11 protein-coding genes are annotated in these 12,614 nt (G+C 66.5%); 8 read left to right on the plus strand and 3 right to left on the minus strand.

Translation table 11 applies throughout. The features are described from left to right. Positions 1–156 precede the first annotated feature (156 nt). From ABIA45_RS28650 to ABIA45_RS28680, 7 genes are all read left to right on the plus strand, one after another. A complete protein-coding gene (locus ABIA45_RS28650; RefSeq protein WP_404545064.1) occupies positions 157–996 on the plus strand; it encodes an SDR family oxidoreductase in 840 nt (279 codons plus the stop codon). 116 nt (positions 997–1,112) lie between these two features. Continuing rightward, complete coding sequence (locus tag ABIA45_RS28655; RefSeq protein ID WP_404654491.1) at positions 1,113–1,781, plus strand: invasion associated locus B family protein; 669 nt, start codon at positions 1,113–1,115, stop codon at positions 1,779–1,781. Between the two features lie 157 nt (positions 1,782–1,938). Further along, entirely contained in the window at positions 1,939–3,141 is a 1,203-nt protein-coding gene (gene rlmN, locus ABIA45_RS28660) for a 23S rRNA (adenine(2503)-C(2))-methyltransferase RlmN (RefSeq protein WP_404545066.1), read from the plus strand. 170 nt (positions 3,142–3,311) lie between these two features. Next, positions 3,312–3,806, plus strand: a complete 495-nt coding sequence (locus tag ABIA45_RS28665; protein ID WP_271543106.1) for a hypothetical protein — start codon at positions 3,312–3,314, stop codon at positions 3,804–3,806. An 83-nt stretch (positions 3,807–3,889) separates the two neighbouring features. Continuing rightward, positions 3,890–4,666, plus strand: a complete 777-nt coding sequence (locus ABIA45_RS28670; RefSeq protein WP_404545068.1) for a phosphatase PAP2 family protein — start codon at positions 3,890–3,892, stop codon at positions 4,664–4,666. 91 nt (positions 4,667–4,757) lie between these two features. Continuing rightward, the gene (gene argG / locus ABIA45_RS28675) at positions 4,758–6,095 is read left to right on the plus strand and encodes an argininosuccinate synthase (protein ID WP_404545070.1); all 1,338 of its coding nucleotides are present in this window, start codon (positions 4,758–4,760) and stop codon (positions 6,093–6,095) included. Between the two features lie 116 nt (positions 6,096–6,211). After that, complete coding sequence (locus tag ABIA45_RS28680) at positions 6,212–7,969, plus strand: alkaline phosphatase (RefSeq protein ID WP_404545072.1); 1,758 nt, start codon at positions 6,212–6,214, stop codon at positions 7,967–7,969. 90 nt (positions 7,970–8,059) lie between these two features. Here ABIA45_RS28680 and ABIA45_RS28685 read toward each other — a convergent pair whose 3' ends face one another. Continuing rightward, entirely contained in the window at positions 8,060–8,680 is a 621-nt protein-coding gene (locus tag ABIA45_RS28685) for a TetR/AcrR family transcriptional regulator (protein ID WP_404654492.1), read from the minus strand. Positions 8,681–8,910: 230 nt separating this feature from the next. Between ABIA45_RS28685 and ABIA45_RS28690 the strand changes: the two genes are divergently transcribed. Beyond that, a complete protein-coding gene (locus ABIA45_RS28690) occupies positions 8,911–9,867 on the plus strand; it encodes a homocysteine S-methyltransferase family protein (protein ID WP_404654493.1) in 957 nt (318 codons plus the stop codon). 50 nt (positions 9,868–9,917) lie between these two features. Here ABIA45_RS28690 and ABIA45_RS28695 read toward each other — a convergent pair whose 3' ends face one another. Both ABIA45_RS28695 and ABIA45_RS28700 read right to left on the minus strand, forming a co-directional pair. After that, on the minus strand, positions 9,918–12,155 hold the full coding sequence (locus ABIA45_RS28695; protein ID WP_404654494.1) for an OmpA family protein: 2,238 nt from the start codon (positions 12,153–12,155) through the stop codon (positions 9,918–9,920). A gap of 184 nt (positions 12,156–12,339) precedes the next feature. After that, complete coding sequence (locus ABIA45_RS28700) at positions 12,340–12,582, minus strand: hypothetical protein (RefSeq protein WP_036002774.1); 243 nt, start codon at positions 12,580–12,582, stop codon at positions 12,340–12,342. Between the last annotated feature and the right edge of the window lie 32 nt (positions 12,583–12,614).

Below are 12,614 nucleotides of genomic sequence, written 5' to 3' on the forward strand. Positions count from 1 at the left end.
ACGGCCTATCCTCCGTCATTGCGAGCGCAGCGAAGCAATCCAGAGTCCGTCCTGCGGAAATAGTCTGGATTGCTTCGCTGAGCCTGTCATCGGGCCGCGCTTCGCGCGGACCCGGTGGCTCGCAATGGCGAAATCCGCGGAGAAAGGATTCAAACGATGTTTGAAACAGGCCTGCTCAAGAACAAGCGCATCCTCATTACCGGTGGTGGTTCGGGTCTCGGCGCTGCAATGGGGCGTCGCTTCCTCGCGCTCGGCGCCGAGCTCGTGATCTGCGGCCGCAAGCTCGAGCGGCTCGAGGCGACGGCGCGCGAGATGCGCGACGAGACCGGCGGCACGGTCACGACCATCGCCTGCGACATCCGCGACGGTGCGGCGGTCGACGGCATGATGGATACGATCTGGCGCGAGGCGCCGCTCGACATCCTCGTCAACAATGCCGCTGCCACCTTCATCGCACAGAGCGAGCATCTCTCCTTCCGCGCCGCGGACGCGATCCTGGCGCCGACACTGCATGGCGCGATGTATTGCACGCTCGCCGCCGGCAGGCGCTGGATCGAGGCCAAGCATGGCGGTGTCGTGCTGTCGATCCTCTCGACCTCCACCATCACCGGCCGCGCCTTCACCGTTCCCTCGGCGATGGCGAAATCCGCACTGCTGGCGATGACCAGGAGTCTTGCGGTGGAATGGGGCCCGAAGGGCATCCGGACCGTCGCGATCGCGCCGGGCCCGTTTCCGACCGCAGGGGCCACCGGGCAGCTCCGTCCCGAAGGCCGTGACGAAGGCTGGACCGCGCGCAATCCGCTTGGACGTACCGGCGAGCACGGCGAGCTCGCCGATCTCGCCAGCTTCCTGGTCTCGGATCGCGCCGCCTACATCAATGGCGAGATGGTGGTGATCGACGGCGGCGCGCATCTGCGCAGTTCCGGCGCCGAGGATTTGCTCGGCTGGACCGAGGCGCAATGGGCCGCGCAACGCACCGCCCGATCCAGGGCCTAGCCGCCGCCGATACCGCTAACTGCCTTCCCAAATTGAACTTTCCCGGCTATCCCTGCCCGGGGACAAAGCGCGCTCGGGCCATCTTCCAGTCACAATATTGAGGGAACCAACGCGGCATGTGGCGGGTGCTGATTTTAGCTTTGATGACTGGCGTGGCGGCCGGGGGAATCACCGTGTCTGCGCGGGCGCAGACGGCGCAACCGGCGCCCAAGTCCAGTCCAGCTCCAAAAGAGGCGGCACCGAAGCCGGCGGCGCCGCCGGCCAACACCAACGCAAAGGCGGCCCCGAAGCCCGAGAGCAAGCCGGCGGCCCCGGCTGCGGCCGTTGCGGGGGGCGCGGAGCCGACCCTGATCGGGCAGTTCGGCACCTGGGGTGCCTATTCGGCGACGCCGAACGGCAAGAAGGTCTGCTTCGCGCTGGCCAAGCCGTCATCGTCGAAGACCAACCCGCCGAACCGGCCGCGCGATCCCGCTTATGCCTTCGTCTCGACCCGGCCGGCGGAGAAGGTCAACAACGAAGTTTCGGTCATGATCGGCTATGCGCTGAAGCCGGGCTCGGAATCGACCGCCGAGGTCGGCGGCGCCTCCTTCGCCATGTACACGCAGGGCGACGGGCTCTGGATCAAGAACGCGGCCGAGGAGGAGCGGATGGTCGAAGCCATGCGCAAATCCGCCGATCTCGTCGTCAAGGGCGTCTCGGCCAAGGGTACCGAGACGACCGACACCTTCTCGCTGAAGGGCCTCGCCCAGGCGCTCGACAAGATCGCGCAGGATTGCCGGCGTTAAGGTCGCAATCGGTGGTTCCGGTTGCTATATAGGTGTATTCCAAAGGTGCAGCCGTCATGGCCGGGCTTGTCCCGGCCATCCACGCGCTGGCAACGGGCGAGAAAGAACGTGGATGCCCGGGACAAGCCCGGGCATGACGAGAGATATCAGGCAACCGATGCAACCGACGACCGAGCCGCACAACGGCCTCCTGGTGGAGAAGACCCCGCTCGAAACCTATGTGCCGCCGGCCAAGCCGTCGCTGATAGGCCTGTCGCGCACCGAGCTTGCCGATCGCCTCGGCGAGATCGGCGTCGCACCGGCCCAGCGCAAGATGCGCGTGCAGCAGCTGTGGCACTGGCTCTATTTCCGCGGCGCCCGGAGCTTCGACGAGATGACCTCGATCTCGAAGGGCATCCGCGCCGAGCTCGCCCAACATTTCACTGTGGACCGGCCCGAGGTCGTGGCCGAGCAGATCTCCAACGACGGTACCCGCAAATGGCTGTTGCGGCTGCCGAGCGGCGACAATGTTCAGAAGGCGCATGAAGTCGAGTGCGTCTACATCCCCGAGACCGACCGCGGCACGCTCTGCGTCTCCTCGCAGGTCGGCTGCACGCTGAATTGCGCCTTCTGCCACACCGGCACACAGCGCCTGGTGCGCAACCTCACTGCCGGCGAGATCGTCGGCCAGGTCATGGTCGCGCGCGATCGGCTCAACGACTGGGCCGACCGTGAGGACGGCACGCGCCGCGTCACCAACATCGTGATGATGGGCATGGGCGAGCCGCTCTACAATTTCGACGCGGTGCGCGATGCGCTTCTGATCGTCGGCGACAACGAAGGCATCGGCATCTCCCGCCGCCGCATCACGCTGTCGACCTCGGGCGTGGTGCCGAACATCGTGCGCGCCGGCGAGGAGATCGGCGTCATGCTCGCGATCTCGCTGCATGCGGTGCGCGACGAGCTGCGCAACGAGCTGGTGCCGCTCAACCGCAAATATCCGATCAAGGAGCTGCTGCAGGCCTGCCGCGACTATCCCGGCGCCTCCAACGCGCGCCGCATCACCTTCGAATATGTGATGCTCAAGGGCGTCAACGATTCGCTCGACGATGCCAAGCTGCTGGTGAAGATGCTCAAGGGCATTCCGGCCAAGATCAACCTGATCCCATTCAATCCCTGGCCCGGCACCGCCTATGAATGCTCGGACTGGGACCAGATCGAAAAGTTCTCCGAATACATCTTCAACGCCGGCTATTCCTCGCCGGTACGCACCCCGCGCGGCCGCGACATCCTCGCCGCCTGCGGCCAGCTCAAGTCGGAGACGGAAAAGCTCTCGGCGCGCGAGCGCCAGGCGCTGCGCGCCATGGCGATGACGGATTAGTGTGTCATGCCCGTGCTCTCGCCTCCTCGTCGTTGCGAGGAGCGTAGCGACGAAGCAATCCAGACTGTCTCCGCGGACGTATGTCTGGATTGCTTCGCTGAGCCTGTCATCGGGCCGCGCTTCGCGCGGACCCGGTGGCTCGCAATGACGACAATCGGGACTTCTTCGTCATGTCCCTGATCGGCCGCCTCGTTGTCATCTTCATCGGCTTCCTCGCCGCCTGCTTTGTCGGCGGCATGATCGTCGTCGTCGCGCTGCTGTTTCCGGAGTTCGCCGATCTCGGCGCCGGTCCGGTCGATCAGGGCACGATCGACATCCTGCTCGGCTTCGGCTTCATCTTCGTGTCCGGCTTTGCCCTGGTGCCGGCAGCGGTGATCGTCGCGATCACCGAAGCGCTCTACATCCGTAGCGCGCTCGCCTACGCCGTCGGCGGCGGCCTCGTCGGGCTCGCCTGCTATCTCGGCCTCGTCCCGTTCCATTCCGACACGTTGCAGTTCGAAGGCATCGTACGGCGTCACCTGGAGATCATGACCGGCGCGGGCATCGTTGCCGGCTTCGTCTATTGGCTGATCGCCGGCCGCAACGCCGGCGCCTGGCGGATCCCGCCGCCCCCGCGCAAACCACCGCCGCCATTGCCATCGAATTCAAGGCCGGATGCGCGGTGAGTTTCTTATCCTCCCCCTCCAGGGGAGCATGGATACCTCCCTTGGGGTTTTCATCTCCATCCCACTCCGCTAAACCGCGCGCCATGAACCGTACCGGACTCTTCATTGCCCTGGCGCTGTGGCTCGTGATCGGCGTCGTCTTCGGCCTCTATCCCGAGCTCGACCTCAAGCTCGCATCGCTGTTCTTCGATCCCGCCACCAAGACGTTCCCGCTCAAGCTGAACGGGTGGGCCGGCTTTGCGCGCGATGCGGCGATGTGGATCGCCTGGGCCTTCGTGCTGCCGTCAATCGCGGCGCTTGTTGTGAAGATGATCCGGCCGGACCGGCCGCTAATCGTGCGGGGACGCACGATCATCTTCTTGCTGGTGACCATGATCATGTCGGCCGGCATCCTCACGAACCTGACCTTCAAGACCTATTGGGGCCGGCCGCGGCCGGTGGTGGTGACGGAATTTGCCGGCGACCAGCAATTCGTGCCGTGGTGGGATCCCCGCGGCGGCTGCGCGCGCAACTGCTCGTTCTTCTCGGGCGAGGGCGCGACCGCCTTCTGGACGCTTGCGCCCGCGGCGCTAGCCCCGCCGTCGTGGCGGCCGCTCGCCTATGCCGGCGCCGTCATCTTCGGCACGCTCACCAGCGCCCTGCGCATGGCCTTCGGCGGGCACTTCTTCACGGACGTGTCGATCGCCGGCCTCGTCACCTTCGTCGTGATCTGGTTCGCCTACGCGCTGATCTATCGCTGGCCGCGGACGCGGTTCTCGGACGAAGCGGTGGATGCCGCCCTGACCCGGCTGAACATGCCCGCTTACCGGCTCCGGCAGCGCCTGTTCGGCCGCAAGACCGGCCCCGAGCCCTCGGTTTGAGCCATTAAAGGGGTGCCGAGCCCCGCGAAATTTGATATTCGCGCGGTCGAACGCACCCGTCACATCAGCTTGAGACCCGATTGGAAGCCCCATGACCACGATCCTGAAAAGCCTGCCCAAGGGTGAGAAAGTCGGCATCGCTTTTTCGGGCGGCCTCGACACCTCTGCGGCGCTGCTCTGGATGAAGCAGAAGGGCGCGCGCTGCTACGCCTACACCGCCAATCTCGGCCAGCCGGATGAAGCCGACTACAACGAGATCCCGCGCAAGGCGCTGGAGTTCGGCGCCGAGAACGCGCGGCTCGTCGATTGCCGCACGCAGCTGGTCCACGAGGGCATTGCCGCGATCCAGTCGGGCGCCTTCCATATCTCGACCGGCGGCATCACCTATTTCAACACCACGCCGCTCGGGCGCGCCGTCACCGGCACGATGCTGGTCGCAGCGATGAAGGAAGACGGTGTCAACATCTGGGGCGACGGCTCGACCTTCAAGGGCAACGACATCGAGCGCTTCTACCGCTACGGCCTGCTCACCAATCCCGGCCTGAAGATCTATAAGCCCTGGCTCGACCAGCAGTTCATCGACGAGCTCGGCGGCCGCGCCGAGATGTCTGCGTTCATGACCGCGCAAGGCTTTGCCTACAAGATGAGCGCGGAGAAGGCGTATTCGACCGACAGCAATCTGCTCGGCGCCACGCACGAGGCGAAGGATCTCGAGAGCCTCGACAGCGGTATCAAGATCGTCAACCCGATCATGGGCGTGCCGTTCTGGCGCGAGGACTGCAATGTCAAGGCCGAGAAGGTCGTGGTGCGCTTCGAGGAAGGACAGCCGACCGCGCTCAACGGCCAGACCTTCTCCGATCCCGTCGCGCTGTTCCTCGAAGCCAACGCGATCGGTGGCCGTCACGGCCTCGGCATGAGCGATCAGATCGAGAACCGCATCATCGAGGCCAAGAGCCGCGGCATCTATGAAGCGCCCGGCATGGCGCTGCTGCACATCGCCTATGAGCGCCTCGTCACCGGCATCCACAACGAGGACACGATCGAGCAGTACCGCATCAGCGGCATGCGTCTGGGTCGTCTGCTCTATCAGGGCCGCTGGTTCGATTCGCAGGCGTTGATGCTGCGCGAGACCGCGCAGCGCTGGGTCGCCCGCGCCGTCACCGGCGAAGTGACGCTCGAGCTGCGCCGCGGCAACGATTATTCGATCCTCAACACCGAGAGTCCCAACCTCACCTATGCGCCGGAGCGGCTGAGCATGGAGAAGGTCGAGGACGCGGCCTTCACGCCGGCCGACCGCATCGGCCAGCTCACCATGCGCAACCTCGACATCGCCGACACCCGCACCAAGCTCGGTCTCTATTCGAAGACCGGCCTGCTCTCGGGCAGCGAAGGTTCGCAGATCTTCCGGCTCGAGAGCGACAAGGGCTGAGGCTTTCCGTAGCCGGATGGAGCGAAGCGAAGTCCGGGCTGCGAGCTTAATGACGCTGTCATTCTCGACCGCTACGCTTCCACTTCTGTTGGAAACGGGATTGCGGAGCATCGCACATGGTCAGGGGATCGGCACTCGCCTCTCTCATTGTTCTCTGTTGGGCATCATCATCGTCGGCGCAGACGATCTATCCGATCGATCGCGCCGAGATCCTGGCGGGAGCCAAGTTCGACTTCAAGGTCGAGCTCCCCGGGCTGGTCGATCCCGCCAAGTTGAAGGTGACGGTGAACGGCGCGGATTATGCGGCCGCGTTCGGCCGCTCCGGAACCTTCATCGAGCGCGAGGACGGCAAGGAGCAGTCGTCCCTGGTCCTGCGCGACGTCACGTTGACCAAGCCGGGCAGCGTTGCCGTGGAGGTGAGCGACGGCACGCGCCAGCGCAGCGTCACATGGACGGTTTACGACACCGGCCCGCGCAAGGCGAAGAACGTCATCCTGTTCATCGGCGACGGCATGTCGCCGGCGCATCGGGTCGCCGCGCGGATTCTGTCCAAGGGCATCTCGGAAGGCAAGAGCCGCGGCAAGCTCGCCATCGACGACATGCCCCATATGGCGCTGGTGGCAACCGCCGGCTCGGACTCGATCATCACGGATTCCGCGAACTCGGCGAGCGCCTATGCGACCGGGCACAAGAGCGCCGTCAATGCCCTTGGCGTCTATGCCGACCGCAGCGCGAGCCCGCTCGACGATCCCAAGGTCGAAACCATCACCAGCCTTGCCAAAAGGCGGCTCGGCATGGCGATCGGTGTGGTCACCAATACCGAGATCGAAGACGCGACGCCGGCGGCGATGGTCGCGCACACCCGCCGGCGCGCCGCCTACGACGACATCGTCGAGCAGTTCTTCGCGGCAAAGCCGGATGTGATGATGGGCGGCGGCAGCGCGAATTTTCTGCCGAAGTCGGCTGCCGGCTCCAAGCGCAAGGACGAGACCGACTACATCGCGAAGTTTCGCGATGCCGGCTATCAGGTGGCGACCACCGCGGGCGAGCTCAGCGCCTCTGCCGCCAAGCAAGAGACGAGCAAGCTGCTCGGCCTGTTCGCCACCGGCAACATGGACGGCGCGCTCGACCGCAAATTCCTCAAGGGCGGCGGCGTCAAGAAATTTCCCGAGCAGCCTGATCTGACCGAACAGGTGCAGGCGGCGTTGAAAATCCTCTCGAAGAACGAAGCCGGCTTCTTCCTGATGGTCGAATCCGGAATGATCGACAAATACGCGCATTTGCTCGACATGGAGCGTGCCGTCTACGACACGATCATGCTCGACAACGCGGTGCGTCAGACGCGCGAATGGGCGCGCGCACGCGGCGACGACACCCTCATCCTGGTGCTGGCCGATCACAATCATCCCAACAGCCTGGTCGGCACGGTGAACGACGACATGGGCACGACGCCCAACGTGCCCCTGCGCGAGCGCGTCGGGGTCTATGATCAGGCCGGATTTCCCAACTATCCCGCGCCGGATGCGGAAGGTTATCCGTCACGCGTCGACGTGAGCCGCCGGCTTGCCATCTTCTCGGCGAGCCTGCCCGATCATTATGAGACGTTCCGCCCGAAGCTCGACAATCCCAACGAGCCGACCGTCAAGGCCGGCGACGACGGCACCTTCAAGGCCAACGAGAAATACAAGGAGGTCCCGGGCGCGGTGCTGCGCCCCGGCAATCTGTCGTCGCTGGTCGGCGCCAGCGTGCATTCGGGCGAGGACGTCATTGTCACGGCGACGGGCCCGGGGAGCGAGCGCGTGCACGGCTCGATGGACAATACCGAAGTGTTCCGTGTCATGGCCGAGGCGCTGGGATTGGCTGCGCGAGAATGATGGGGGCGACTGCCAACCTGGGCGCAATTATTCCTGCCGCATGCGAGCGCGGCAGGACGGGCCGCCCTGGTCCGCTCACGTTCTATCAATTCACGACGCGTGAGGCGGCGTGAAGACCAGCTTCACGCAGCTGCGGAAGAGCATGATCTGCCGCTCCAGCCGCTTCGGGTCGTTGAGCGTCTTCGACATGATGATTGCGCCGTCGACCACGCACGAGATCATCTCCGCGAGATCGTCGAGGTCGATCGGCTCGCGGGGCGGATAGACCGCGGCGATGCCGTCGAGAATCTCGCGGAAGTGCGCATTCCAGCTCCGGACCGATTGCGCGGTCAGATCGCGAACGTCGCGGTCGAACAAGCGCTCCTGGTAGCAGATGCTGGCGATCAGGCAGCCGGGATGGCCGTTCGGCAGATCGGCCATGACTTCGGCGAGTAGTTTCAGCGAGATCAGGAACGACTGCAGCGGGTCGTCGGAGAGCTCACGTCCGCGCCTGAAGATCTCGTCGAACAGGCGGTCATTCGTATCCACGTAGCGACGCAGCATCTCCCGTGCGAGCGCGTTCTTATCCCTGAAGTGATAGAAGAACCCGCTCTTGGTCAGTCCGGCCTCGGCAATGACCTCCTCGATCGAGGTGCCGCCGAAGCCCTTTGCGAGCACCGCCGCTTCCGCGATCTCGAGAATGCGCTCGCGCGTCGCTTCGCCCTTTCCCATCGATGTCTCCAGAACTGTACCGACGGTGCAGAAATTGGCCCTTGGGGCCAAGGCCCACTCCGCGTGACTCCTGCAAATCATTGATTTGTCTCCGCTTGCGGGTGGAAGTTCAGCCGCACCATGGGGCTTCTAGAGCGACGCGACATTATGCGGCACCAAATGCCGCGACCGAACACGGGCGTAGCGCGACCGAGTGAAGAGTGCGGCCCGTCCAAATCATGGAGCGATCAATGGCCAGATACAGACATGGTCTGCCGCAGCGCGGCGGCGGCATTTTCCTGACCGATGGCGGCATGGAAACAACTCTCATCTTTCAGCACGGGCTGGAGCTGCCCCACTTTGCGGCATTCGTGCTGCTCGACAGCGCGGATGGCCGTGCGCATTTGAGGCAGTACTACGAAGCCTACCTGCGTATCGCGCGGCAGCATGGGCTCGGCTTTGTCCTCGACAGTCCGACCTGGCGCGCCAACCCTGATTGGGGCGCCAAGCTCGGCTATGATGCGGCCAGGCTTAAGGCCATTAACATGCGCGCCATCCGCTTCCTCGACGAATTGCGCGGCGCTTGGGAGTCCCCCGCCACGCCTTGCGTCATCAATGGCGCGATCGGTCCGCGAGGCGACGGCTACAAGGCCGGCAACATGGACGCGGCGGAGGCGGAAGCCTACCACTCAGACCAGATCGCGGCCTTCGCCGAGGCGGGTGCCGACATGGTGACTGCATTCACGCTGAACAGCATCAACGAAGCGGTGGGCGTGGTCCGTGCAGCCAAGAGGCAGGACATTCCCATCGCGATCTCTTTCACGGTCGAAACCGATGGCCGCCTCGTCCGGGGAGAGTCGCTGCGCGAGGCGATCGAGGCGGTCGACGACGCAACTGAACGTGCCTGCGAATACTTCCTGATCAATTGCGCGCACCCAACTCACTTCGAGAGTGCACTCGCCGCAGGCGAGGCGTGGGTTCAGCGCATCCACGGCATCAGAGCCAATGCATCGGTCAAGAGCCACGCCGAGCTCGACGAATCGGAGGCGCTGGACAGTGGCGATCCCGCAGATCTCGGCCGCCGCTACCGTTTGCTCAGGCGCGCATTCCCTGGCATGCGCATTCTCGGCGGCTGTTGCGGCACCGATCACCGGCATGTTGCCGCCGTTTGCGAGGCATGTCTGCCGTCGGAAGCGATGACGGCGTGACAAGAAAAATGGCCGGGATCGCTCCCGGCCATTGTCTTCTTGCGAAGGTCTTACTGGCGCGGCGGAGGCGCCGCATTGGCCTGGCCGCCATTGAGCAACGGCGTGATGCGGCGGACGGTGACGCGCCGGTTGATCAGGCTCGAGCCTTGCGTCTGCTCCTTCAGATACTGCTCGCCATAGCCCTGCGACGTCAGGTTCTCCGCGGGCACACTGAATTGCTGCGTCAGCAATTCGGCTGCGGCCTGCGCGCGGCGATCCGACAGCGACAGATTGTCGACCTCGTTGCCGACCGCATCGGTGTGGCCCTCGATCAGGAACACCTCCTGCGGATTGGCCTGGATCGCCTGGTTGATGCCTTCTGCGATCACCTGGAGCCGCGCCGCCTGATCCGGCGGAATGGTCCACGATCCCGTCTCGAAGGTGATCGTGTTGACGTCGATGCTCGGCATCTGCATGCGAACATTCGGGCTGTAGCGGATCTCGTCGAGCGAGTAGCGCCGATCGATCCGCTGCACCGGAGGAGCCCGCATCGTTTCGTAGATCACCTGCGGCGGCGCTTCCTGGGCGTCGACGATGTAGCGATCATAGGGAATGCTGACCACCGGCGGCGGCACGTCGACGTAGAAGCCGCCGACCGCCCGCGGATCGCGGTAGGTATTGTCGATGATCACGATCTCGCGTCCGCGCGGGTCCCTGCGGATACGACGCAGCAGCGAGCCGTCTGGGCCGACCACGGTGATCACCTCGCTGCCGTCGGGACGGATCACGACGGTGCGGGTTTCGCCGCCGACGGTGTCGGTGCGGATGTCGCGGGCGCCGTAGCGGAAGCGATAGAGATCGTTGCCGCGGACATAGGCCTGCCCGCCCGGATCGCGGATGATGATGCGGTCCGGCTCGGTATAGACGGTGCGGCCGCCTTCGACGACCTCGCGCCGCTGGCTATGAATATCGGCGATGGTGGCGCCGATCACGGCGCCGGCCACCACGCCCGCGCCGATCGCAAGCGGCGTCAGGTCACGCTGCTGCGGACGCGGCGGCGGCGGCAAGGGCGCCGAGACTGTCGGCGCGGCGCGGAAAGCCGGCGCGACCGTCGGCGGTCTGTATTGTGCCCGGTCGGGCGGCGGCGCTGCGGCGGGCGTGCCGGGCACCACGGTCGGAGCCGCGGCGCCGGCGGGAGGTGCCGGCGGCCGGGCGGGCGCACCAGCCTGCGGCGGCGCAGCCGGAGTCCCGGCGGCGGGCGCGCCGGCAGGAGGCGTTCCACCCTGCTGCCCCGGGGCTGGCGTCGCTGTCGGGGCCGGGGTTGCGCCGGGCGCGGGCGTTGCCGACCCCGGACGTCCGGGCGGCGGCGGCGTGCTGCCGGGCGCGGGCGTTGCCGTTGGAGCGGGCGTGGCGCCGGGTGCGGGTGATCCCGCCGGGGGCGGCGGCGCGCCAGGACGTACGCCGGGCGGAGGTGCGCCGGGGCGACCAGCCGGCGGTGCGCCGGGCGTGCTGCCGGGAGCCGGCGTTGCGGTTGGCGCAGGTGGCGTCGTCGGTGTTGGTGTCGCCGTTGGAGCCGGCGTGACTGCCGGCGCAGGCGCGCCGGGGCGCGCCGGGGGCGCGACTGTCGGAGCAGGCGGTGTTGCCGTGGGCGCAGGCGCGGGAGTCGGCCGGGCCGGCGGAGCCGCTGCGGGAGGGGGCGGCGGGGGCGGCGTCGGGCGAGCCCCAGGCGGCGGTGTGGTGGGGGCCTGCTGCTGCGGCGCCGCCGCAGGGGGCGGTGCGGGCGGCGTGGGAGCCGGGCGTGCGGCAGGCGGGGGCGGCGGCGGGGCAGCGGGACGCGCAGCCGGAGGCGGCGGTGTTGGGGCTTGCTGCTGCGGGGCCGCGGCCGGGGGCGGCGAAGGCTGCTTCGGAGCAGCAGGCGGCGGCGGGGGCGGCGGAGGCGCTGGACGGGCTGCAGGGGGAGGCGGCGGCGGAGGTGCCGGGCGGGCCGCAGGGGGAGGCGGAGGTGGTGGCGGCGCTGCCGGGCGCGGCGGTGCTGCGGCCGGCGGAGGAGCTGCAGGCGGCTGGGGCGGTGCAGCCGCCGGCGGTGCAGCCGCCGGCGGCGGAGCCGCGGGGCGTGCGGGTGCTGCAGGCGGCGCCGCGCCTGGCGGTCCCTTCGGCGGCTGCTTCGGTCTTCCGTCAGGGCCCGCGTCCTGCGGCTGGGCCTGAGCGACGACGAACGGCGCAGCGTCTTGCGCATGCGATGCGGTGTTGGCCAATTGCATCGCGGTCAAAGCCGTCGTCGCAAGCAGCACGAAACGAAGGTTGGTCATGTGGTGAACTTCCCCGGAAGGTTCTTTGTCGAAGTGTCGGGATGAACGGCTAAGCGTTAGGCCGCATTGTGGCGGGCGATGCAACTGCGACCCGATTTATTTCTGCACGCAAATCATCTCACTATGGCAACGTTCATTGCGCATTCAGGCGCTGGTGGCAATCGCCTGACATTGCTTCGCCGCTTCACGCGTGATCGCGCGGCGGAATCGCATCCGTCGCAGGATTGGGCGTGAGCGGCCCGTTCGGTCCGCGCGATGGGATCTCCTCAGGCATGCGGCCCGGCAATTCGTCGGGCCGCGGCGGCGAGCCGGGCTCGCGCACCGGCGGCGTGATTTCGGGCTGCGGATTGCCGGGCGGGATTCCGGGCGGCGGCTCAGTTGGCGTACCGGGCGTCGACGGCGGAATCTCGGGCGGTTCAATCGGCATCGGCATCATCGGGATCGTTGTCCAGAGAACAA

Origin of the sequence: Bradyrhizobium sp. USDA 336 (assembly GCF_044908355.1) — a bacterium.
Taxonomy (GTDB): domain Bacteria; phylum Pseudomonadota; class Alphaproteobacteria; order Rhizobiales; family Xanthobacteraceae; genus Bradyrhizobium; species Bradyrhizobium yuanmingense.